At 40.7% G+C, this 25,178-nt stretch carries 20 protein-coding genes; 11 read left to right on the top strand and 9 right to left on the bottom strand.

Annotation, left to right across the window (positions count from 1 at the left end):
- Positions 1-242 precede the first annotated feature (242 nt).
- Both deoD and H5186_RS04060 read right to left on the bottom strand, forming a co-directional pair.
- On the bottom strand, positions 243-944 hold the full coding sequence (gene deoD / locus H5186_RS04055; RefSeq protein WP_145238795.1) for a purine-nucleoside phosphorylase: 702 nt from the start codon (positions 942-944) through the stop codon (positions 243-245).
- On the bottom strand, positions 944-2,176 hold the full coding sequence (locus H5186_RS04060) for a phosphopentomutase (protein ID WP_182794152.1): 1,233 nt from the start codon (positions 2,174-2,176) through the stop codon (positions 944-946). The genes deoD and H5186_RS04060 overlap by 1 nt, the downstream gene beginning before the upstream one ends.
- Before the next feature lie 191 nt (positions 2,177-2,367).
- On the opposite strand from H5186_RS04060, the gene udk reads away from it, so the two are divergent.
- The 3 genes from udk to H5186_RS04075 all read left to right on the top strand — a co-directional run bounded on the left by udk (position 2,368) and on the right by H5186_RS04075 (position 5,281).
- On the top strand, positions 2,368-2,997 hold the full coding sequence (udk, locus tag H5186_RS04065; protein ID WP_149980367.1) for a uridine kinase: 630 nt from the start codon (positions 2,368-2,370) through the stop codon (positions 2,995-2,997).
- Between the two features lie 51 nt (positions 2,998-3,048).
- A complete protein-coding gene (locus H5186_RS04070) occupies positions 3,049-4,368 on the top strand; it encodes a NupC/NupG family nucleoside CNT transporter (protein WP_310737077.1) in 1,320 nt (439 codons plus the stop codon).
- 193 nt (positions 4,369-4,561) lie between these two features.
- Positions 4,562-5,281: an ABC transporter substrate-binding protein gene (locus tag H5186_RS04075; protein ID WP_182739355.1), complete on the top strand. Its 720-nt coding sequence runs from the start codon at positions 4,562-4,564 to the stop codon at positions 5,279-5,281.
- A gap of 4 nt (positions 5,282-5,285) precedes the next feature.
- Here the strand turns inward: H5186_RS04075 and H5186_RS04080 are convergent, their stop codons facing one another.
- From H5186_RS04080 to H5186_RS04090, 3 genes are all read right to left on the bottom strand, one after another.
- The gene (locus H5186_RS04080; RefSeq protein WP_310737078.1) at positions 5,286-6,032 is read right to left on the bottom strand and encodes a transporter substrate-binding domain-containing protein; all 747 of its coding nucleotides are present in this window, start codon (positions 6,030-6,032) and stop codon (positions 5,286-5,288) included.
- A 121-nt stretch (positions 6,033-6,153) separates the two neighbouring features.
- Entirely contained in the window at positions 6,154-6,363 is a 210-nt protein-coding gene (locus H5186_RS04085) for a cold-shock protein (protein ID WP_058559473.1), read from the bottom strand.
- A gap of 365 nt (positions 6,364-6,728) precedes the next feature.
- Positions 6,729-10,736, bottom strand: coding sequence for a rhombosortase-dependent M36 family metallopeptidase (locus tag H5186_RS04090; RefSeq protein ID WP_182717343.1), 4,008 nt, complete (start codon positions 10,734-10,736; stop codon positions 6,729-6,731).
- A gap of 122 nt (positions 10,737-10,858) precedes the next feature.
- Between H5186_RS04090 and H5186_RS04095 the strand changes: the two genes are divergently transcribed.
- Entirely contained in the window at positions 10,859-11,359 is a 501-nt protein-coding gene (locus H5186_RS04095) for a hypothetical protein (protein WP_149980362.1), read from the top strand.
- On the opposite strand, the gene H5186_RS04100 is transcribed toward H5186_RS04095, so the two are convergent.
- Positions 11,360-12,073, bottom strand: a complete 714-nt coding sequence (locus H5186_RS04100) for a M15 family metallopeptidase (protein ID WP_182784064.1) — start codon at positions 12,071-12,073, stop codon at positions 11,360-11,362.
- Positions 12,074-12,139: 66 nt separating this feature from the next.
- Positions 12,140-13,738, bottom strand: coding sequence for a sensor domain-containing diguanylate cyclase (locus H5186_RS04105; protein WP_259400278.1), 1,599 nt, complete (start codon positions 13,736-13,738; stop codon positions 12,140-12,142).
- Positions 13,739-14,036: 298 nt separating this feature from the next.
- On the opposite strand from H5186_RS04105, the gene H5186_RS04110 reads away from it, so the two are divergent.
- On the top strand, positions 14,037-15,227 hold the full coding sequence (locus H5186_RS04110) for an acyltransferase family protein (RefSeq protein WP_182784062.1): 1,191 nt from the start codon (positions 14,037-14,039) through the stop codon (positions 15,225-15,227).
- A 13-nt stretch (positions 15,228-15,240) separates the two neighbouring features.
- Here the strand turns inward: H5186_RS04110 and H5186_RS04115 are convergent, their stop codons facing one another.
- Positions 15,241-18,105 carry an FAD-binding and (Fe-S)-binding domain-containing protein gene (locus H5186_RS04115; RefSeq protein ID WP_182794153.1) on the bottom strand — a complete coding sequence of 955 codons (2,865 nt, stop codon included), beginning with the start codon at positions 18,103-18,105 and terminating at the stop codon, positions 15,241-15,243.
- 374 nt (positions 18,106-18,479) lie between these two features.
- Here H5186_RS04115 and H5186_RS04120 point away from each other — a divergent pair, with 374 nt between their 5' ends.
- From H5186_RS04120 to H5186_RS04140, 5 genes are read left to right on the top strand one after another with little or no spacing between them, the layout of a single operon-like run.
- Positions 18,480-20,297 carry a glycoside hydrolase family 3 protein gene (locus tag H5186_RS04120; protein WP_182717339.1) on the top strand — a complete coding sequence of 606 codons (1,818 nt, stop codon included), beginning with the start codon at positions 18,480-18,482 and terminating at the stop codon, positions 20,295-20,297.
- A gap of 17 nt (positions 20,298-20,314) precedes the next feature.
- Positions 20,315-21,112, top strand: coding sequence for a putative hydro-lyase (locus H5186_RS04125; protein WP_182794154.1), 798 nt, complete (start codon positions 20,315-20,317; stop codon positions 21,110-21,112).
- A gap of 12 nt (positions 21,113-21,124) precedes the next feature.
- On the top strand, positions 21,125-21,856 hold the full coding sequence (locus H5186_RS04130) for a 5-oxoprolinase subunit PxpA (RefSeq protein ID WP_182717351.1): 732 nt from the start codon (positions 21,125-21,127) through the stop codon (positions 21,854-21,856).
- On the top strand, positions 21,841-22,707 hold the full coding sequence (locus tag H5186_RS04135) for a glutamate cyclase domain-containing protein (protein WP_149980356.1): 867 nt from the start codon (positions 21,841-21,843) through the stop codon (positions 22,705-22,707). Before H5186_RS04130 ends, H5186_RS04135 begins: the two co-directional genes overlap by 16 nt.
- A complete protein-coding gene (locus H5186_RS04140; RefSeq protein ID WP_145238837.1) occupies positions 22,707-23,564 on the top strand; it encodes an aminotransferase class IV in 858 nt (285 codons plus the stop codon). Before H5186_RS04135 ends, H5186_RS04140 begins: the two co-directional genes overlap by 1 nt.
- A gap of 74 nt (positions 23,565-23,638) precedes the next feature.
- On the opposite strand, the gene H5186_RS04145 is transcribed toward H5186_RS04140, so the two are convergent.
- Positions 23,639-24,346, bottom strand: coding sequence for a WD40 repeat domain-containing protein (locus tag H5186_RS04145; protein WP_182784058.1), 708 nt, complete (start codon positions 24,344-24,346; stop codon positions 23,639-23,641).
- Between the two features lie 98 nt (positions 24,347-24,444).
- On the opposite strand from H5186_RS04145, the gene H5186_RS04150 reads away from it, so the two are divergent.
- Positions 24,445-25,164, top strand: coding sequence for a 4'-phosphopantetheinyl transferase (locus H5186_RS04150; protein ID WP_182761154.1), 720 nt, complete (start codon positions 24,445-24,447; stop codon positions 25,162-25,164).
- The last annotated feature ends 14 nt before the right edge of the window (positions 25,165-25,178 follow it).

Genomic DNA, 25,178 nt, shown 5'->3' on the forward strand with positions numbered 1-25,178 from the left:
GGTCAGGAAAATCACGCGATTGGTCAATAATTAAGGAAGTAAATTTAAATCCTGAGAAAAAAGAAGAAATGCGGGTGGCATAAAATTTAACTTGAGGCGACAACTAACTTGAAAAACTCCGCTTTTCCCCACAAAAAAAGCCGCTTAGTTTAACTAGGCGGCTTTGGAGGTTAGTCTCACTGTATTTGGGCGTGTCTCCAAACGAGTGAATACGTTACCAAGGAACTTTTTGTTTATTACGCTTAGATTGACTCTAAGGCAATTTTAACCATTTCATTGAAGGTGCTTTGACGCTCTTCACTTGGGGTTGCTTCACCAGTGATCACGTGGTCACTCACGGTAAATAATGCCATGGCTTTTGCGCCATATTCAGCAGCAACGCCGTATAAACCGGCTGTTTCCATATCTACCGCTAACATACCTAGTTTATCAAGTTCTTGATAAAAGCTGTTATCGGCTTGATAAAATGTGTCGGTGGTAAATACGTTACCCACTTTCGCTTTAATACCTAGCTCTTTTGCTGCATTAACGCCGTTTAATAGTAAATCAAAATCAGCAATTGCTGAGAAATCATAACCACGTACACGCGCACGGTTTACATTTGAATCTGTGCTTGCGCCTTGTGCAAAAATAACGTCACGAATTTTAATGTCGCTACCAATACCACCACAGGTGCCGATACGAATAAGGTTTTTAACGCCATAGCTGACGATTAGTTCGCGTGCATAAATCGACATTGATGGAATGCCCATACCAGAACCCATAATGCTTACTGGTTTACCTTTATAAGTGCCAGTAAAACCATACATGTTACGAACGCCGGTTACTTTTACAGCATCATCAAGAAAATTTTCAGCAATGTATTGCGCACGTAATGGATCACCCGGCATTAATACCGTTTGTGCAAAATCGCCATTATTTGCGTCAATATGTGGAGTACTCATTATTCGTTTCCTTTTACTTTTAGCGCGTTAAGCTTATCAATAAAGCCATCGCCATATTCAAGTGCAGATAAGTTAAACCACTGGGCAAGTGTTTGACCTATGTCTGCAAAACTAGCACGTTCACCAAGCGGGGTATTTTCAAGCCCTACCTGATAAGCAAGTACAGGCACATATTCGCGGGTGTGCTCACTGCCCGGGAATGTTGGATCACAACCGTGATCCGCCGTAATAATTAGTACGTCGTCGGCTTTAAGCTGCTTAAGTATCGTTGGTAAGTAATCGTCCAACTGTTTAAGCGCTTTTGCATACCCAACAGGGTCGCGGCGATGACCAAATTTTTCATCAAAATCAACTAAGTTAGTAAATATCAAACTGTGATCTGGCGCTGATGCCATTACCTCAGTGGTTTTTGCTAACAAGTTTTGTAAGCCTGGGGCTTTGTGTTTTTGGGTGATCCCTTGATGCGCATAGATGTCAGATATCTTCCCTATGCTAATCACTTCACCACCGTCATCGGCTAGTTTGTCTAGCAATGTTGGCGCTGGCGGTAACACTGAATAATCTCGACGATTGCCCGTTCTGGCAAAGTCTTGATTATTGGAACCCAAAAATGGCCGCGCAATCACTCGTCCTATGTTCATTTCATCAAGCAGCGCCCGTGTGATTTCGCAGACCTGATAAAGTTTTTCTAGACCGAAAGTTTGTTCATGCGCGGCTATTTGAAACACGCTATCAGCTGAGGTGTAACAGATTGGTTTACCTGTTTTTACGTGCTCTTCACCTAGCTGTTCTAAAATAGTAGTACCCGAGGCATGGCAGTTGCCTAAAATCCCTGGGATACCGGTACGAGCAATCAGCTCGTCAATTAACTGTTGTGGAAAACTCGGTTGTGTTTTAGGGAAATATCCCCAATCGAATAACACCGGTACACCGGCCATTTCCCAATGACCTGATGGGGTATCTTTACCGCTAGAAAGCTCTTTAGCGTAACCCCAAGCAGCAATCGGTGTTTGGCGGTCGCTAACAAGGCACGGTTCGTTGCCTGCAGCTTCACATGCATCAACTAAACCTAATAACGATAAATTAGGTAGTGATAGCCGTTCGCCGGTTTCTTCAAAGTATGCTTTAAGCAAATGTGCAAAAGTGTTTGCGCCCACGTCGCCAAACTTATCAGCGTCTGGTGCTGCACCTATGCCTAGGCTATCTGCCATTAATATAATTGCTCTTGCCATACTCACCTCGATTATCCAATGTAGCTACTTTATATTTTTGTGCTTTTTAACGTACAGGACATAAGTCCTGTTTCATAAAACCTAAACATTATAAATTTCACCCCTTAAAGCGAAGCAAGAGAGATTATTCGTGTCTTTTTTGCTATTGTGATCTACCAACAATGTATCCTTCTGTGTGGATGAGAACTTTAGTGACACGAACAATAATAGCCATTGCTGGCGCTTCTGCGTCTGGCAAATCTCTTTTTAGCCAAACAATTTACAATGAATTGGTAAATGAGCTTGAACCAGGCGCCATCGCCGTGATTGAAGAAGATGCGTACTATAAAGACCAATCGCATCTGCCGTTTGATCATCGTACGCAAACGAATTACGACCACCCTGATGCGTTTGAACATGAGTTAATGTGTAAGCATTTAACACAGTTACGTGATGGCGAAGCGGTAGAAGTACCTACCTATGATTATGCGCAGCATACTCGCAGTGACAAAACACGCACTGTGATGCCAGCAGAAATTCTCATAGTTGAAGGGATTTTATTGCTTAGTGATAAAGCGCTACGTAAAGAATTTGATATCAAAGTGTTTATTGATACACCGCTTGATATTTGCCTGATGCGCCGTATGCAACGTGATATGGAGCAACGAGGCAGAACATTACAGTCCGTTGTTGAACAATATCAAGCTACAGTGAGACCGATGTTTTATCAGTTTATTGAGCCTTCAAAGCACAATGCTGATTTAGTGGTTACACGTGGTGGTATGAATCGTGTTGCGATTGATATAATTAAAAGTAAAATAAAATATTTACTGCAAAAATAACAACGGGAATAAGCAAAGATGACAACATTTATGAGCTTAGTCGGCATGTGTATGCTGCTAGGCATTGCATTTGCGGCTTCGACAAATCGCAAAGCAATTAGTTTAAGAACTGTCGGTATCGCTTTTGCCCTGCAATTTATAATTGGTGGTTTTGTCCTGTTTTCAGACGCAGGCAAAAATGCATTAGTTGGCATGTCAAAAGCCGTATCATCGGTAATTGGTTTTGCAAATGACGGAATAGCATTTTTATTCGGTCCGCTTGCTAGCCAAGATGCCTTAGGGTTTATTTTTGCCGTACAAGTTTTACCCGTTATTGTGTTTTTCTCTGCATTGGTTGCAGTGCTTTATCACATTGGCATTATGGATTGGATAATAAGAATATTAGGCGGTGGTTTACAAAAGCTATTAAAAACCTCACGCACTGAGTCGCTCTCAGCGACTGCGAACATTTTTGTTGGCCAAACAGAAGCGCCGCTGATTGTAAAACCATTTATAGCAACCATGACTAAGTCAGAGTTGTTTGCTGTTATGGTGGGTGGTTTAGCCACCGTAGCAGGCTCAGTTATGGCCGGTTACGTGATTATTGGTGTAGAGCTTAAATATTTAATTGCAGCCAGCTTTATGGCAGCGCCGGGTGGTTTCTTAATGGCCAAGATGATTGTGCCAGAGACCGAAACACCAAAAGATACTTTAGCTGATTTAGAGCTTGACGAAGACAAGCCGGTTAACGTAATTGATGCAGCAGCATCAGGGGCAGCAAACGGTATGCATTTAGCACTAAATGTAGGTGCAATGCTATTAGCATTTGTTGCTTTAATAGCTTTATTAAATGGTTTGTTTGGCGGCATTGGAGGTTTATTGGCTAGCATCGGCGGTTGGTCAATTAACTTCAGTCATTTATTATATAAAACTGCTGGTGACTGGGAGGTAATAGATGGAATCGCAAGTTTATTTAACTCCATTGGTGATTCGCTAAATAGCACGGGTGCTTGGATAAGCTCTTTAACGTTACAAATGATTTTAGGTTATATCTTTGCTCCGGTTGCCTGGTTACTTGGCGTACCGTGGAGTGAAGCAGTTATAGCCGGTAGCTTTATTGGTCAAAAAATAGTAGTCAATGAGTTTGTTGCTTATTTAGACTTTATGAATTATCGCGATACGTTAAGTGCGCACACACAAGCGATTGTCACATTCGCGTTATGTGGGTTTGCTAACTTATCATCGATAGCCATTTTACTAGGTGGATTAGGCGGTATGGCGCCTAGTCGGCGAAAGGATATCGCACGCTTAGGGCTCAGAGCAGTGTTAGCAGGATCTATGGCTAACCTTATGAGCGCCGCAATTGCAGGTTTTTTCCTCTCGCTAGCTTAGAAACTTTGAGATGAACCTTAGTTGCAAAACAATAGGATAAGCCTTTAAGGGGTTAAAGACTTATCTTACTTGAACGATACTTCACAAAGGGCCTTTATGGCCCTTTTATCGTTTTTAATTCACTGTTTACTTTCATAATACTTTTCCTAGTTATTGCTATACTCAAAGTTCTATCGTCAAAAAGAGAAAATAAATGCGGCTATTTATTAATCTGCTACTTCTTTGTATCAGTGTCCATAGTACTGCAAATCAAAACTTAATGGTTGTGACCGAGTTGTCACCGCCGAATCAAGTTTTGCTGAATAATCAGGTAACTGGTTATAGTACTGAGTTAGTAAATATGATTATTTTAGAGGCTAAGCTCAATGCCCCAATCAACATGTACCCTTGGGCACGTGCTTATAAAATGGCGGTTAATAATAGCAACACCTTAATTTACAGTATGGCACGCACTACGGAGCGCGAAACACTGTTTCATTGGATTGGGCCAGTAGCACAGTTTGAAATGGGCTTTGTAAAACTCTCTGAGCGCAGTGATATTAACTTTGATAATACAGAGCAAGCCAAGCAATATAAAATTGCCGTACAGCGCCATGACCTTGCATCGCAAGTATTAGTAAAACGTGGTTTCGAAGTATTGCTGACCACTGATATTCAAAAGTCATATCAGTTACTACTAGCAAGAAAAGTTGATCTGGTAGTAGACGATGCTAATTATCTAGCTTCAATGAGTGAGCAGCTAGCGATCAATGCTAACGCACTGACGTTCGTACATGCCATAGAAGGACTGGCAGTAGCTGGTTACTTAGCTGCAAATATTAATACTGATGAAGATATTATAAAGGCACTGCAGCAGGCTTTTTTAAAGGTTAAAAATACTGAAAAATACCGTCAATTAATAACGGCTAATTAATTAGCTATTTTACATAACGATGCCGATAAGCATCAAAGTTATCCACCGCTTTGAGTTTTTCTAACTGCTCATTGAAGCGCTCAACTATCTCGATAGGCATCTCTTTATTAAAAACTAAATAATTACCCTGTAATGTATTTACTGGCAGCTCAACAAGTTGGACGACTTCTTTACCACCGTGACCAAATTGCTGTAGTTGGTAATCTAAGGCAAACTCTGAGCCGAGAATTAAATCGATTTTATTTTTAAAAAATAAGTTCATATACTCATAGTGATGAGCTACTTTTAATAAGTTTTTATCTTGTTGGAAACCAATACTCTCCACTACCCCCTCATAAATATTGCCTCTAACGACACCTAAGGTGTATGCACTAACTTGAGTAATATCAGTTGGATTAATGTGTTTGTTATCACGAAGGCGATAAAAAAATGTACGTGAAGAAACCAACGGGCCAACCCAGTAAAATAAATCTTCTCGCTCAGCACTGCGAGCGGTTGATACTAGCCCTGAGAGCTGATTTTTTTGCACTAAATCGTATGCCCTTGCCCAAGGCAACAGCTCAAATTTGCACTCCACTTGTGAAAGCTCACACAACGTACGCACAATATCTAAATTAATCCCTTGCAGCTGCCCTTTATTCGAAAAATTATAAGGGGGAAACTGTTCAGTAAAAATAGTAATTGTTGGCTTTGCAATGCAAGTAAATGTGAATCCAAGGCTAATTACTAGGATGAGTAATCGGTAGATAATCTATCTCGTTACAGAATAATAATAATAGATAAAGAATAGGAGGGGGAGCAAGTTACGTCAATTTTCAGACACAAAAAAGCAAGCCTAAGCTTGCTTTTTTTATTCTACCTAAAAGGTAAAATTATACAGCAGTGATGTTCTCTGCTTGTGGACCTTTTTGACCTTGTGAAAGAGTGAACTCTACACGTTGGCCTTCAGCTAAAGTTTTGAAACCTTCGCTTTTGATTGCTGAGAAATGTGCGAAAACGTCTGGGCCATTTTCTTGCTCGATGAAACCAAAACCTTTAGACTCGTTGAACCACTTAACTGTACCTGATACGATGTTAGACATTGTAATATCCTGATATAAAAATAAAATAATTGCTCTAATGAGCGGTGTAGCAAAAAATGAGATGGTACTTTAAAAACTTCAGGACGGTACTACAAGTATTACTTATACAACATCGAAATGGAGATTTATAGCTTTCATGCTTTCTTTCTAGCTGCAGCAAACTATACAGGGTTAATAAGTTATGTCAACCCCTTTATTAATTAATATATAAATACTCAGTCATGAGCCAACCTGTAGTAAATTCAAAACTAAAAAACAGCACGCAGCGGTAACATGCGTTTTTATAATGGCTTGTAAATACGACCAATAAAAAAGCCCTTGCAGCTAACTGCAAGGGCTTTTCTTAATCGTTACTAATATTATGATTAACGCTTACGGCGACGACCAAATATTGCTAATGGAGTAAGTAATAACATCAAGAAGCCTAGACTACCGCTACTTGATTTCGATTTGGGCTTTTCAACCACAGGTTCTGCTTCGTTGCTTACGGCAACCGTTACTTGCTCGGTAACCGATACGGTGCCATCACTGACCGCAACTTCGAACACGACTTCTTCGTCGCTTGTGATTGCGCCTGGAGTAAAGCTAAGTACCGCAGTATCTGCATTAGATAGTGTTGCGGTTGTGCCACTTACTTGTGTCCATGCATAAGTGAGTTCATCTGCATTTCTATCCGTGGCTACAGCATTTAAAGTACTGGTTACTGATTCCTTAATACCTAACTCACCGGTAACTGTTACTATAGGAGCTGCGTTATCACATGCGACTGCATCGCCAGCAATTACTGCTGAGAAGATTGGCGTTGTTACATTGTTAAATGTAAGGTTATCAATCCACCATCCTAAATCACCAACAGCGCCATCTGATGAAAGGCGAAAGCGTAGTTTTGCTCTATTACCATTGAGTTCACTACCAAAATTAATTGTTTCGTAGTTACCGTATACGTTATCCTGATTGATGTTGTTACCTGTAAACGTATCACGCTCTTGGATAGCTTGGGAGTCATTCTCAATTAACGGACCATCGTAACCACGATTAAATGTACCACCCATTTCAGTCACATCAACCCAGCTACCACCATTGACGCTAATTTCAACAACACCACCATCCCACTCGTTTTCAATACGATAAAAATGCCAGAATGACACCTCAAAGTCACCTGCAAAGCCAATATCAAATCCTTTAGTTTCTATCGCTACATCTGATTGGAAATCGTTGTTCTGCAAGAACATCGTTTGCTCACCAAGCTCAAAACCAAAGCTGTTGAAAAAGGCAACATTATCATCAGCTGCCATACTTTGTGTACCTTTAGCTAAATCACCACCGATCATTACATTTTCTTTTAGATCATATAATGATGCTCTCGCTACTTCCATGTTATCCATAGTTTGCGCGCCGACTGGCTGTTTTTCTTTAAAAGCCATGTTGACCGAATAAGTAACTTTTTCAGTGGCAGCTTCAACAATTTCATCGTCAGCAGACAACTCTGGGAATGATACTTCAATTTCTAAGTTTTCAGCTGTACCTGATTCATTTAAGGTAAACTTAAGGGGTGAACTCGTTGCAGTCGAAAATGGCATTGTGTCAGCAAATGTAACTAAACCATCATTTTCAAATGTCACATCATGATCACTGACCACAGTCAGTTGAGCTTGCGTACCAGTAAGCATTTTACTACCAGTATTTGTAATACTCACAGTTAATGTGGCCGTTTCACCTTTATCGACAATACCGTCATTTGAACAAAAGCCTAGCTCTGCACCATTGTAGTTTGCATCAATAGCCACATCTTTGAGGTTAAAGCTAGCCAGTTCCATCTTGTCAGATTCTACAACGCCCGTTAAATCTTCACTGAAACGATCTGGCGCTACAGCACCTAAACCCATGCCGCGCTTAGCAAATGCACCTAAAATAAGCTCATAATCTTTGGTATCAACAGCGTATGCCGCCGCTAATATCGCATCACGTGCTTCAGTATATAAAGGCGCAATTGGTGTTAATTTATAGCCTGCAACAAGGTAGTTAGCCATGCGATTTTGTGCTTCTTCAAAACCATGTTCATTGATTAATGCTACATAACTTTCCCAAAGCATAGTCGCCCAAATTTCACCCGCAGCATGTGGAGAGGCTACACTTGTTGGTGAAATGCCTACATCTGCACCTGCATTTTCAGTAATGTGACGGAATGAAAGCGGATTAACTTCTTTATTTGTAGAGTATGGTACACGACGAATACCATAGTAGAAGTCTTCAACAAACGTACCACTGCCGTATGCTTTTTGGAACTTGTCGTTACCTGTGATGTTGATGTCATCAGCTTTAGCAATAAACATCAGGGAGTGGAAATCACCCCAGCCTTCACCCATTGCACGGCCTTGGAAGTTAATTAGACCCGCAGAGTTACCAACTAAACGGTTACTAATATAGTGGCCCCATTCATGAGCAATAATACCGTTATCAAGTGTGCCATCTTTTAACTTGGCATTATTGAACATATTAACAGTAACTGTATTACCAGCACTTATAGAGTCATACATCAGATGACCATCAGCAAAGTTAAGACCCATATTAGGAATTAACACCGCATCATCTTCACCGCCCATAGCCGCAGGCTCATCAGTGTCTGGAACGTTGTTTACAACAATTGCGCCGATTGCTCCAACTTCTTGAGCATGTAAAACTTTTGCTGTGAAGTTGCACGAACCACGATCAATTAGGGCAATTTTTCCAGCTAACTCTGCGCCATTAGTTGCAGGCTCACAGCCATCGAAAACGCTACCCGAATCAGTGTCATTACCATCAACCAAACGTACAACTTCAGCTGTAACATCAGCAAATTGGAATTGCCCAAAGCCCGAGACTTTAGAAGACTCAAGAACTCCAATAGTTGCGTCAGAGGTTACAACCACACCAAAGTCTGTGCCTACTTTTGCATCTTTACTATTATACAAATACATTTGCATACGTGGACTTGCACCATCAGCTGGTGTTGCCATATTAGCATTATCTAAACCGCTATTATCTTGCGCTTGAGCCTCAATTGGATCCCCTTCAATGCCACCGCGCTCATAGTTAGAGAGCTGAGCTACATTCGAAGTTTCATCAAAACCATGATCATAGAAGAAGTCGTGCAAAAAGTTATTCATGTAGAATAAGTTTACAATTGCCGCTTTGCGATTGTCGTAACTGTTTGCGACTTGATCAACTTGATAGGGGTAATCAAATGTAAAATCTGAGGTTGTTTCAGCAGTGAAGTCACCTTCAGTGAAACCTTGTGGTGCTATAACGTCGGCATATGCAAATACGTTATTACCAGATGTAGTTGTAGCATCATCAGTAAGCCATGGATCCATGGTGCTTAACTTACTGTAATAAGAAAGGCTCACTATCGGTGCATCAAGGATTTCGGTTTCATCTGTTTGATCAGGACCGTCAGCAGGAATAACATCACCATGTGGGCCTTCCCATGGGTAACCATCTGCATCAGCCCAGACACGGTAGTTAAAATCAGCAGCATGCGCTTTCAGGTCTTTTTTGAAATATACTTTGCTGTTTTTTGCACCAATAACATAGCTGAAGTAGTCACTTTCTAAACTGTTCTTATCTGCGACTTCAACTTCAACATAATAAGCTGATTCAAGTTGACCATTAACCTCAAAGAATACTTTTTTAGCGCGCGGCTGGCCAACTACAACTTTATCACCACTTTGATTAGTTACAGTGTATTTAACGTAATCGCCTTGTTCAGTTGATTTTGTAAGGGATACATTAATATCTGCTAGCTTTTTAATCGCTTGTTTAATGCTCTGCTCAGCACCAACAAAATCAGCTAATGGTGCTAATGAACGTTTAGTATTTGCACTTGTGTTAGCAAAATAGCCTGATCCTGCCACCAAGTTATGTTCCTTATCCATGATAAGGTTATATTCACGATTAAAAACTTCTACGCCATGAACTTGTTGTTTATATTTAGCCGTTACAGAACCACTTTTTTGTTTAGATAAATCTGCAAGAACTGCGTTTGACGTCCCTTTTTTACTAGTACTGAAACCGGTTAAAGCATTTAAATAAAAATCTGCAGCGTATGCATTTCTTTGTTCAGGTAAAACAACTGACATATTAGGTTTTGCTTGACCAACGGCTTGCCAAAGAAACGTTGCCTTGCCAAGCTGAGCATCAAAAATTGAATCATGCCCCGATACTGTTCTACGTTCAGCTAATGCACGTTGCTGGGTTATTTGTGGATTAAATTGAACTTGAGAGCTGACGCTTGGCGCATTAAAAAATCGAGTTTGCTCAGTAGCTTGTACTTGAGTCGATGCCAAAATAGCCGTAACCATCGAAGCAACGGCCGTTACTTTAAATTGATACATTAATAATCCCCTGTTGTTATAATTTTAATTTGGTTAACATTCATAACCAAGAACAATGTACACTAATGATGTTAACCAAAGAAAGCAAAATGTAAACAAAGGTAAATGGGGGAATTTCAAATATGTCAAATAACTTTAAATTACAGCTAGTTATAATTACAATCGCACTAATAAGTGGATGTAAAAAAAATGAAACACTAACTGATAGTACCGAAAACAGCATCAATACTAGCAATGAAAAAGCTCAAGAAGTAGCTTTAAATACTTCACAAAAACTAAAGAATGTAGAAACAACACTTTTAGTTAGCAATTCAATTAATAATAACGGGGAAAAGATTAGCTATAAAACGGATAAATTACTTAAAGGAACAACTGTCCATAATCACGCGACATCGGAGCAAGGAATTGTCACTGGAGCCGTGTTTATCACCTTGAAAAGCGACGATATTCCGCTAGCACTCAAAAGTACGTACAACACAAAAAAAATTACCAAGCACACCTATCAATTCCTAGTCGATAAAAATACCGACTTGAAATCAACAATAAGTGATTTAAAGCAATATACCGTTATTGATACTATTGAAATCGCAATTAATTATTCACCCATTGAGGAGCAGTTTTAATTACTCGACCACAAAGTCAAAATAGGTATTCGGGTAGGCTTGCGGCTGATAGGTAAAGTGCCACCACTCCATTGCGTAAGGTGAAAATCCAGCGGCAAGCATAAGATTTTTCAGTTTATACCTATTCGCTTGTTGGTCTTGCGTTATACGCGGGTCGTCAGTATTTGAAATGGTATCGAACATATCAAACAATGAGCCCATATTTAATGCTTTGCCTTGACTATCTGTCAAAGTTAAATCAATGGTTGAACCACGGCTGTGGCCTGATTTAGCTGCGATATAATCACCGAGTAACTGGTCTTTTCCTAAATTAGGGTAATACGCTGCTTTAGTTTTTGTGTCAGTTGCGTCGTTAACCCAACGCACAAAGTGGTCAACGGCACGTTGTGGCCGATAACAATCATAGATTTTAAAATTATAACCAGCTTGCTCCGCCTGAGAATGCGCTTTTACCAGCGCTGCGGCTGCCGTTTTATGTAATAAGCATTTAGGTGCGTTATAACCTTCGATTGGTTTACCGACAAAGTTTTGCCCACTAAAATAGCGGATATCAAAGAATGCAGTTGGTATTAACGTTGCCACATCAACAAACTCACTACGATAGCTTTGAGCTGGGTCGGGATATTTAGCGTTAGCGTCATGGGCAATTGCTGTACTGCTTAAAGCATGTATTCCAAGCAGTGATATTAGTTTAAAACTGATATTTAACAACATTGTAGTAGCCTATAACATTAAAAACAGGCTAGTAATATTGCATAGTTAAAAGCCATTGCCAATAAATTATTGCTGTTCGACAAACTCAGATTGGATAAACTGAGAATCGATAATACATCGATTACGACCCGTTTTTTTCGCTTTGTATAAAGCCTGATCCGCTTGTTTGAGTATCTCTTCAACACTCAATTGCATCAGTGGCCAGCCAGAAATACCTATTGATATGTTGATACTTCCTACTGGTTCGATGATTGTTTCTGATACACGCATACGTAATCGTTCCGCAAGTAGATAAGCTGACTTGGCGTTAATATTTGGTAATATAACAATAAACTCCTCTCCTCCCGTACGTGCAACAAAATCATTTTCACGGGTTACATCAACAATAATTGTAGCCAACGATTGCAAAACAATATCACCAATATCATGGCCAAACTCATCATTAACACGCTTAAAAAAATCAATATCGATAGCAAGCACAGTAAAAGACGTTTGCTGTAAAGTTAATTGATCTAACATGAACTCCAGGCTACGTCGGTTATGTAAGCCCGTAAGTGGATCTGTTTGTGCTTCATGCTGTAATAGACCAATCTGGTTTTGTAATAAGCCGACTCCTTTTAGCATAGCTAAACGCAGTTCAGAGCTTTCATAATACCAAGACCGCACTTGCTTTAACTGTTGCGAAGTTGACGGGTTATCAAGTGTTTTAGCCGTTTCTGCAAGTTGCCTTAAAGGCTGTGAAATTAATCGAGCTAGCACCCAAATAAATATAAAAGTTGCCAACCCTACTGGCAGGGTTCGATATAGAACATTCATCATCAAACCATCTAGTGGCGCAAATGTAGCGCCTAATGGTCGTTGTGTGACAATGCCCCAAGAGGCACTTTTTAATGGTGCATAACCTGCCAGCATGGCAATGTTTTGACTATTAATTAACTGCCTAGTGCCTCTTTCACCTCTTAGCACCGCTTCGATCACTGGATTGCCAAAAACTTGTTCACCAATCCGAGCAACATCAGGGTGATAAAGTAAGCGCCTACTCTTATCAACAACGTAGATATATGAGCCGTCTTTATGAAAATGTACTTGCAGTAAGTCATGTAAAATCCCTTTTTGTTTTAGATATAATGTCCCACCTATATAACCAAGGTATTCATCTTGAGAGTTAAATATCGGATGCGAAATAAATATTATGAGATTCCCTGCCGCAGAAATATAAGGCTCACTGATCATTGGCTTTTTCTTCGCTAACGCTTGTTTTGCGCCATCACTTTCTAATAGCTGTCCTTTGAGCTTTAGACTCAATGGCGAGAGCCCCAAAACTACGCCATCTTTGTCAACGACAACGGTTGAATTAAAGCTATCAGTTTGCAACCGAAGACGCTGCGTTTCTTGTGCGAGAGTGTTTGCATCATTAAACTGGATAGCAAGGATTTTTGCTGAATAAGCGAGTTGCTGCTGAGCAGCCAGTAGAAACCGGTCAGTGGCAGAGACAAGTTTAGCGGCATACGCATTATGGTTTTTTAAGGTTTGTGATTGTAGTTGCTGTTTTTGTACTTGGTAGCTGGAATAAAAGCCATTTAGAAAGGTGATCACAGTCACTGAAATAGCTAAAAACAAGATTAACTTTTTTAAATCAAGGTTGATATTCTTAAGGCTTCGCAAAATAGTTTTTCTCTATGCTGGCCTTGTATTTCCTTGGCGGTTATGTAAACAACCCATACTAGCAAGTTACTCTCACAACCGACAACTCAATCCGCTCTAAACTTGATTTAGCGCAAATTAACAGTGTATTTATTAACATTTACTTGTTCTAATCGCTGGCGCTAAGCGATTGCTGTTTCCCCATAGAAAAATCAATTTATCTGTTTGCGCTTTTAACAAAATAAGCGAAGAAAATTTACCTTGCGCAAAACGAATAAATTATTACAATTAAAAAACAAATAACAAATAAAAGAACATTATGGTTAAACATCACTGCCAGAATATATTGTCACAATTACCCAGTCATCGTTTGCTCGCCTTAGATGTACTGCGAGGGCTCACTATCACTGCGATGATTCTAGTCAATAACCCAGGGAATTGGTTATATATGTACTGGCCGCTTAAACATGCTGATTGGCATGGCCTAACACCCACTGATTTAATTTTCCCATTTTTTATTTTTATTGTTGGGATGTCGATCACCCTATCGGTTAATGCCATGCAGGCAAAAGGAATTACTAAACAAAGTATACTCAGATCTGGTGTAGTGCGTACGGTAAAGCTAATTGCATTAGGTTGGTTTTTAGCCCTGTTTTACTATAATTTTCGCGATCCTAATTTCAGCTGGCTAGATGAACGTTTAGCAGGTATTAGGATCATGGGCGTTTTACAACGCATCGGTCTAGTTTATCTGATTGCCTTAGCTTGTTACCTTTATATAAAACCAAAGTATATTGCGCTTACTTTTGTGAGCTTACTCATCGGGTACGGCGCGTTAATGATATATACGCCCTATTCATTGCCTAACGGTGAAATCGTTAAAGGGCTGTGGCTGCATGGTAATAACCTCAGCGCTTGGCTTGATAATTTACTGCTCGGTGCAAATCATGTTTACTATGCCACAGCAAAACCTTTAGCATTTGATCCAGAAGGAATACTTTCAACCTTACCTGCAATTGCAACGGCATTATCAGGAATATTATGCGGATACTATATAAGCACTGAAAAAAACCTTGGCAAACAAGTCAGAATATTTACCCTAGTGGCTATTACAAGCATTGTTTGCGGGTGCTTACTTTCACTTTTAATACCAATAAACAAAGCACTATGGACACCAAGCTATGTAATAATCAGCTCAGGACTAGCGATGTTATGCTATGCACTGTGTAGCTATATTCTCGATATTCGTAAAGTTCGCTTGTGGAGTGCGCCGTTTTTAGTGTTTGGCGCTAACGCTATTTTGTTCTTTATGTTTGCTGGCATCGTAGCGCGTATTTTAATTATGATCCCAGTGGCTGATACAAGTTTAAAAGGTGCTATATTTAATCAAGTATTACAACCGCTATTTGGTAATTATTTAGGCTCTTTTAGCTATTCGTTGCTATTTTTACTCGCCTCTTATCTAGTGATGTATGCGTGCTATAAACGCGGGATTTTTTGGAAAGTATAATGTCTAAGCCTCATCAAGAGGCTGCTTGACTCACTTTATCTAATAAATACAGCACAGATTGGTAGTTAATACCACTGTGCTGAGTTAAGCCAATTTCACAACTGCGGCTATTAGAAATACCGCTACTGCAATTTTGAGGCACTTGGTTACGCAGCGTTTTTAATGCATTAGCATTTAGCTCTGGCAAGTTAAAGCCCTTATCGCCGGCAAAGCCACAACATTCAATATCAGCTGGAATAATCACTTCGTTACTGCATGCTTTAGCTACGGCAACAAGTTGTTGTTCACTGCCACGGCGTTTGCTACTACAGGTAACATGTAACATAACCGGCTCGGGTTGGGCTGTGATGGTCAACTTAGGCAATAAATATTGATAAGCAAACTCAGCGCTTTCGAGTACTGTTAAACCGCGCTGTTGCGCTGCTTCATTGCTTGTTAATGCACATGGACTGGCGTCAAAAATAATCGGGTAACGACCATTTTCAGACACCTGCTGCGCGATATCGAGTAACTGCTCAGCTTTACTTTTTGCCTGTTCAGGTAAACCTTTACTCGCAAAGGGCATGCCACAACATAGCTCATTAATTTGCATCGGCAGTAACAGTTCAATTCCCGCTTTAGTCGCGAGGCTATGCATAACTTGCATAATTGAGCGGCGATCATCCGCTTGCTCATCGGCTGCAAACACCCTGCTGGCACAACTGGGAAGATAAACCACTTTATCAGGCTGTTGTGCCTGTACTATGCTGTGATTAATTGGCTGCTCCCCCCTTGGCCACGCTGAATAATAAAGTGGGGTGCCAATCAGCTTATTAGTAGGTTTGGTTAAAGTACGCAGTGCCTGTGCACCAATGATGTTTCGCACCATCGCCATACTGGTTAAACCAAAGCGTGCTGTATTTGCTAATACCGCAAAATGTTTGACCGCAAAACTGGCTATGCGCGGCGCCATTTTTGCATTGAGTTGCTTTTTTGCCCTCAGGGATTTTATAAATTCACCGGTGTTAATACCGACGGGGCATTTCATGCCACACAGCCCGGTTGCTGCACAGCTATCAATACCTAAATATTGAAAATCTTTTTCGATACTGCTGAGCTGACGATTAATGTGCTGTTTTTCGCTAATATCACCAGTGTTACTAAGTTGATTAACCAATTCAGTGCGACGTCGCCACAGCGTAATACGTTGGCGCGGCGTTAAGGTGAGTCCTTTTGATGGGCATACGGTTTCGCAAAAACCACACTCAATACATTTGTCGATTATATCGTCGCTGCTAGGCATGGTTTTTAAATGCTGAATATGGCAGTTTTCATCGGTATTGATGATCACTCCTGGGTTTAAAATGTGGTCTTTATCAAACAATTGTTTAATACGCTGCATCACAGCAAAGCCATCAGTGCCCCATTCAGTTGCCACAAACGGCGCCATATTTCGCCCAGTACCATGCTCAGCTTTTAATGAGCCATTAAGTTCAACCGCCACCAGTTGCGACACGTCCCGCATAAATTGCTCATAACGCGCTACTTGCGCTGGTGTATCGAATGCTTGGGTAAATACAAAATGCAAATTACCCGCTAAGGCATGGCCAAAAATAATCGCTTCATCGTAACTGTATTTATCAAATAATTGATGCAGAGCTTTAACACCCTGAGCTAATACATCCAGCTCAAAAGCCACGTCTTCAATGATCACAGTGGTGCCATTTTCGCGCACTGCACCGACTGCCGGGAACGTACCTTTACGAATATTCCATAATGATGCATTGCGCTTAGCATCTGTTGAAAACGCCATAATCGCTAATTGATGGGCGCTAAAATGTGCGACAAGCTGATCCACTTGTTGTTGTAAATTAACTAATTTTGTTGCGTCTTCTGCACGTACTTCGATTAATAATGCTGCACTATCTGCTGGGTAGTTATGAACATCTTTAGGCATGATGTCATGCTGCGCGACGCACAGGAGCGAGCGCTTATCCAATAACTCAACCGCCGCTACATCAAGCGTTGCTAGCTGCTTTACTAATTCACAGACTTGGCTTATATCATCAAAAATAATAAACGCTGAGCTTTTATGAGCATGATCAATCACCGTGTGGTAAGTAATATCAGCAATAAACCCCAGCGTACCTTCAGAGCCAATCATTAAATGCTTAATGATCTCAATCGGATCAGTGTAATCAATTAGCGCGTTTAAACCATAACCAGTGGTATTTTTTAAGCGGTATTTATGAGCGATACGCTGTGCCAACTCAGGATTATTTGTAACCTGCTGGGCAAGCGCAGTGATATCGTTAATAAACGGTTGATGGCTATGTAAAAATTCAGAACGGCTTTGCTCACTGCGTGTATCAAGCACTGTACCGTCAGCGAAGATTAAGGTCATGTCCTTTACTGTATGGTAACTATTTTGTGCCACGCCACAGCACATACCTGATGAATTGTTGGCTGCCATGCCAGCGATTTTACAACTATTGATTGAAGCGGGATCAGGGCCAATTTTACGGCCAAAAGGCGCAAGTACGGCATTGGCACGAGCACCAATAATAGCTGGCTCTAACCGAATGGCAGCGCCGTTATCTTCAATTTGATAACCAGACCAGCAATCACTAAGCAGCACTAATACAGAATCTGTAATTGCTTGGCCTGATAAGCTAGTACCGGCGGCCCGGAAAGTAATGGCAACTTTATATGTTGCAGCGGCACTGATGACCTGTTGCGCTTGTTGCTGATCAGCAACCAGTACTATTAATTGCGGCACTAAACGATAAAAGCTGGCATCAGTGCCAAAAGCATAGCGCCTAGGGTAATCTTCAATGAACGCCGAGGCAGGCAGCTTATCACTGAGTTGTTGTTGAAATAGTGTCAGTGCTGTTGCCATTATTTGCCCCTTTGCGTTCTGTTAATTTACTCGCTTGGCGACCCACCAAGCATTATGGAATATATTATTACTTGAAATAAGAGCGAATTACCATTAATAAAAGCTCGTCTAATATTATTTTTTTTCATCTAAATAACTATTAACTCTTAATATTTATGTAATGATCAGGCAAGCATGTGATTCGTCGGTGGTTTTTGCAGTTCTGCAAAAAAAACGTTAATGTGACAAAAATATGTTGTATTTTAATCCAAAATGGCATTACCATCAAGAATAAAATATTCATAAATAAAATAAGCAATTCAGCTTTGGAGCCTACTGTGTTAAATAAGTTTGCCATATCATCAATTCTCTTTGGACTAGGGTGTTTATTACCAATGAAATCGACCTTTGCAGCGACCAATTTAACCCTTGAGCAACAGCTTGGCCAAAAGCTGATGCTCGATTTTCGTTATTATTGTGAGCAAGACAGCGAGAACACACCTGAGCAAAAGTGCCGTAATGCAGTCACTGAATTACCTGCAGATTTAGCCAAGGTGATCACTAAACATAATATTGGTGGGGTGATCTTATTTGCTGAAAATATCGATAATATTGCGCAAATCGTTAAATTAAATAATGCTATGCAACAAGCTGCAGCAAAGTCGAGCTTAGGCGCACCATTATTTATTTCAATTGACCAAGAAGGCGGACGTGTTGCACGTATTCCTCGTGATATTGCCACTTCATTTACTGGTAATATGTCGATTGGCGCAAGTTATGCGGTTCACGGCACCAAGTTTGCTACACAATCTGCACAAGTGATTGCTGATGAATTAAAAGCCATTGGTGTGAATGTTAACTATGCACCAACTGTTGATGTAAACATGAACCCTGATAACCCGGTTATTAATGTGCGCTCATACGGTGAAGATCCAACACTTGTGAGTATTTTAGGTGGCGCACAAGTTGCTGGCTTTGAAGGTAATGGCGTAATTACCTCACTGAAACACTTTCCAGGCCATGGTGATACAAACGTTGATAGCCACACTGGCTTGCCAAAAGTAATGCACGATAAAGAAACTATCTGGGAAAAAGATTTACCTCCGTTTCAAACTATTATTAAAAAGCAAAACCCTGGCATGATCATGACTGCACATATTCAGTACCCAGCACTGGATAGCAGCACATTTGTTAGTAAAGATGGCAAAACCATGATCAAACCTGCGACGATGTCGCATAAAATCATCAGCGAATTATTACGCGATGAAATGGGCTATCAAGGTGTAGTGATCACCGATGCGCTAGATATGGCTGGTATTAGCCACTTTTTCGAACCAATTGAAGCCGTTGTAAATACCTTTGCTGCCGGAGTTGATATTGCTTTGATGCCAATTGAAATTCGTAGTCCAAAAGATTTAGTCGTATTAGATAAATTGATCAGCCGCTTAGTGAGCGAAGTTGAAAAAGGTAATTTACAAGCCGACGAAGTCGCTATCTCTGCTCAACGCATCATCAATTTAAAAAGTAAATTTAAACTGACCACAGAGCTTGACGAATCGTTAGCAATGCAAAAAGCACAACTTATTCTCGGTGATGATAATCATCGCAAAGTCGAAGCAGAGCTGGCTCTTGCCGCCATTACCCAAGTTAAAAATGACCAGCACACTTTACCGATTAAACTGACGACAAATAGTAAAGTACATATCATCATGCCTGATACCCGCAAGTGTTTGGCGCTACAACAGGCAATTACAGAAAATACTCAACAACCACTTGCATTTAGCTGCACCAGTTTACAAGGCTTTGAGCCCACAGCGACGTTAAAAGCAATCAATGAAGCGGATATCATCATTGCAGGCAATGCATCACCAAACCAAAGCGCGGTAGAAATTGGCGGCATGGATGACCTTGCTGATAACCCTGCATTTGCAATTGCAAAATCGGCGCAAGGTCCGGCACTTGAAAAACTGCTTCAGCAAGCGCAACAAGCTGATAAGAAAACCGTTTTTGTTAGTTTACGAGCACCATACGATATTGCCACATTTGGCCAATATGCGGATGCAATTTTAGCAACTTATGCGTATAACATAGATGTAGATAATGATGTTAAAGTAGCAGGGCCAGCTTTTACTGCTCTTGCAAAAGTACTAGTTGGTAAAAAGCCAGCGCAAGGTACTTTGCCTGTTACCGTCAGTGGCATTAACAACAACTAAAAGTTTACGAGGATACTATGCAACATAACGCATCACTTACTACGCCTTACGCTATTCGTAATATGATCAGGAATGAAGATTATACCGGTAGTACATCGGGCTTTGTTCCCGGCTTTGTACAGGCTAATTTAGTGATTTTGCCCCAGCGCTATGCGTTTGATTTTTTACAATTTTGCCAAGCAAACAAAAAAGCGTGCCCAATTGTAGCAAGTAGCCGCACGCCTGGATCTACTAGCATTCCAAATGTTGCTCATGATTTAGATATTAGGACTGACATACCTCGCTATCGTATTTTTAAAAATGGCCAATTGATTGAAGAAGTAACGAATATCAAAGAGCAGTGGCGCGATGACTTGGTCACTTTTTTAATTGGTTGCTCGTTTTCATTTGAAGAGTCGTTAAAGTTGGCGGGCCTAGAAATACGTAATATTACGGAAAATAAAAATGTACCTATGTACATGACTAATATTCCCTGCGAAAGCGCCGGTATATTTCATGCTAACATGGTCGTTAGTATGCGACCGATGAAGCCGGCAGATGCGATTCGGGCAATCCAAATATGTAGCCGCTTTCCAGATGTGCATGGAGCGCCAGTTCACTTTGGGGATCCAGCTGCAATAGGTATTAAAGATATTAATCGCCCTAACTTTGGTGAATCTGTCACCATTAAAGACGGTGAAGTACCGGTATTTTGGGCCTGTGGTGTCACGCCGCAAGTAGCCATAGCTAATGCTGCGCCTGATTTTTGCATTACACATAGCCCAGGTCATATGCTGATCACCGACATTCAAAACGCCCATATCTCGGCTTTTTAAACGGGAATAATGATGAAGCTCAATTGTGATTTAGGGGAAAGCTTTGGTGCATGGCAAATGGGCCTTGATGAAGAGGTAATGCCGCATATTGATATGGCTAATATTGCTTGTGGTTTTCATGGCGGTGATAGTGATGTTCTAGCACGCACCCTGATGCTTGCTAAACAACATGATGTCATTATAGGCGCGCACCCCAGCTATCCTGATAAACAGGGCTTTGGGCGTCGCTCCATGGCATTAACACCACAAGAGCTAAGCAATTGCCTGCATTATCAAATAGCCGCAATTGAAGGTATGGCAAGAGTACAAGGCCTCACTTTAGAGTATGTGAAGCCACATGGCGCGTTATATAACGATATGATGGCCGATAAAACAATTTTGACCACGGTGATGCAAGCTGTTGCCAGTTACCCGAGCCCTTTAAAACTAATGCTTCTCGCCACTGCGAAAGCAGAGCAACATCAACAACTTGCTCAACAATATCACCTTGAATTAATTTTAGAAGCATTTGCTGATCGCCAATATACCGATGACGGTCAATTAGTATCACGGAAAATTGCTGGTAGTGTGCATGATAAACCTGCGCTAATAGCGCAAGTTAAACAGTTACTCGCCACCGGCTGCGTAACCACACAATCGGGCAACCAACTGCCTTTACACGCCGACAGTTTATGTGTGCATGGCGATAACGCAGCAGGCATTGCCCTAATTCAAGAGATCAAAGCGTTATGCCACACTCGTTAAGTGATGAACAATTAAGTCAAGCAATCGAAACCATGATGGTAGAACAAAACCTACGTGGTATGCAAAATCTCTATGCCTATCAACAGACAGGGACTTATCTGCGCGCTGCAAAGTCGTTATTTGATGCCAAAAGTACGGTACTCATTGGTACCGGTTTTGCCGTCAAGCAAACCTTTGAAACCGATGGCCCTGTTGGCGCCATTGCTTTATACAATGCTTTAATTACGCTAGGTAAAAATCCTATTTTAGTCTGTGGAAACCCCCTTTACAGTGCACTGAAAAATGAATTTAACTGTTTTGAATTGCCACTGAATAATTTTACTGATGCAATGGCTTTTAGCAAAGCTGCGCTGGCTGAATTAAAGCCAGATTGCGTATTGTCTATCGAGCGCCCCGGGCTGTGTCACGGCAATAAATATTACAATATGCGTGGTATTGATATTTCGGCTGATTGTGGTTGTTTTGATTTTTTTGTCAGCCAAGCCTCCTGCCCAACGGTAGCTATTGGTGATGGCGGTAACGAAATAGGGATGGGCAATTTATCACAATATATGACTGAGCTGAGCATTATGCCGTGCCTTACTTGCTGCGATGAACTGCTGTTAGCGGATGTATCAAACTGGGCAGCTTACGGCATTATTGCGTTTTTAAGCCGCTGGCATAGCCAAGACTTACTCGCAGAAGTCGATACTTTAGCAATCCTGCAATATTTGAGTGAACGTGGCAGTGTAGATGGCGTTACTCACAAAAACGAATTAACCGAAGATGGCTTACATGCTATGCATGGCCAACAACTCATCGCAAGACTACGTCAGCTTAGCGGTGTTGCCAATCAGAATGAGGATTTATAATGAGTACGGTGTATTTAAACGGCGACTATATGAACGCAGAGCACGCAAAAATATCGCCAATGGACAGAGGCTTTTTATTTGGCGATGGTATTTACGAAGTGATCCCTGCCTATAATGGCAACATGCTTGGCTTTGCAGCGCATATTGAACGCATGAAGAATGGTTTAAATGAACTGGAAATTGTACTCGATTATACAGCTGATACATGGCGTGAAATCTGCCAGCAGCTGTGTGAGAAAAATCACGGTGAAAACCTTGGTATTTATTTGCACGTTAGCCGTGGCGCTGATACTAAGCGTGCTCATGCCTACCCGAGTGGTATTACGCCAACGGTATTTGCCTACGCCTTTGAAATTCCAGCACAACCCGTTAGTGATATCGACAACGCCACGACTTATACTGTATCCGTTGAGCAAGATAAGCGCTGGCAGCGTTGCCACATCAAGTCAACCGCATTACTCGGCAACGTGATTCATTACCAGCATGGTGCGGCGGCTGGCAATAAAGAAACCATTTTATACAATCGCTTAGATGAGCTTACCGAAGCAAGCTCAAGTAATGTGTTTATTGTTAAAGATGGCGTGATCAGCACACCCCCATTGGATAACCAAATTTTACCGGGTATCACTCGCTGGTTAATTTTAACGATATTACACAGCCACAGTGACTTCAAAGTCCAAGAACGTATTATTACTAAGCAGGAACTATTTGCAGCCGATGAAGTGTGGATAACCAGTGCCACAAAAGAAGTTGGCCCAGTGGTAAAACTCAACGGTCAACTGGTCGCTGATGGCAAACCAGGGAAAATATGGCAACAAGTACAGAGCTTATTTACTGAACATAAGTTTGATTATTAATAGCGCTAAGCGGTAATTATAAAAGCTGGGTTTGTTAAGTAAACACGGCTTTTAAAATCCAATTAAGTTTTCGCTTACTTAGGCTGATACGGCCAAACTTCTAGTACTCCATCACTGCTTCCGCTGACAATTGTTTTATTTTCTTTATCATACGCTACAGCTAAAACTGAGCCACGAATGCGCTGTTGTGTCGCTTTATACTCAGCCAATAATGTACCATCTTTTACACGCCATAATTGTATCGTGCTTTTCGGTGAGCCGGTTAAAAACCATTTATCATCATTTACAAACCGCGAGTGGTTAAACTCTATAAAATTAGTAAATATATTTAGCTCAGCTTTTTTAATACCGGTGTTTAAATCAAGAAGTATACGATCATCAACAGAATCTATCACAAAACCTAAACTTGCATTTTCGTTTATACTGACATGATTAACACGAGTCGCTAATTTGAACTCTTTTAAAATAGTACCATCTTTCGTTGACCATAAATAACTAAACTTATCGCTTGAACCGCTTAATGCTGTTTGTCCATCTGCAGATAGTGCTACAGAATTAATATCAAGGCGATGAACTTGAAATAGCGTATTTTGCTTCGTTAGAGAGTTGATCACATCAGCTTCACAGCTACGATAGCCTACCACTATTAACTGACCGTTTGCTGATATTGCAATATCACGAGCAATGTTTTTCCCTGTTGACCAACTACCCAGTAGTTGACCATTTGCAACTGAAAATAATATTAATGCTAAAATAAATATGTTAGTAAATCTCTTAACCAAAGCTCAGCTTAAATAGTCATAGCCTTTACTTTATTTATGAAGTTATTAGCGTATTATCAAAGTCTTACTAATGACACTAAACAAAACAGCAAAATGTTATGGATTTTTCTCTTTATACTAAACTGAGCCCACAACTTAGTCATAATAGTTATTGTTGTGAGTTTGACAGTAGCAGTTTTATTGACAGTGACTTTTTAAATTATCAGATTGTGTTACCGCAACAACTACAAAAGGCTGTTGTTAAACGAAGAGCTGAATACCTCGCCGGCCGTTTTTGCGCAAAACAGGTGTTAACCGCCCTCAATATCCCCTGTTTTGATATTATCTCAGGCCCCGATCGCGCGCCCATATGGCCTAAAAACATTATTGGTAGCATTACCCACACGCAAGGGATCGCAATGGCTATAGCATGTCAGCACACTGATATCGCTGGAATTGGTATTGATATAGAGCAACTAATGAGTGCCAAACAAGAGCTAGAGCTACAAAAGCAAATTTTGCATCCCGATGAATATCCACTGTTTAGGCGATTGGCTGGGCAGCTTTCACATCCATTAACCGTCATTTTTTCAGCAAAAGAAAGTATTTTTAAAGCACTATATCCAAGCGTAAAGCAATTTTTTGGTTTTGAAGCTGCACAGCTAATTGCTTTTAATCAGCAACAATTGCAGTTTAAAATTACTAAATCGCTCGCAGAGCAAGTGCCTCAAGACACTTACGTAACCGTTTTCTATCAATGTAATAAAAGTGTAGTACTCACCGAGTGTGAATTTACTATCGCAGCTCAACCACTCAAAAATACTAATGTCGGCAAGTAGCCACTAATAATCAA

It is taken from the genome of Pseudoalteromonas sp. SG41-2, from assembly GCF_014164535.1.
Classification (GTDB): Bacteria; Pseudomonadota; Gammaproteobacteria; order Enterobacterales; family Alteromonadaceae; genus Pseudoalteromonas; species Pseudoalteromonas rhizosphaerae.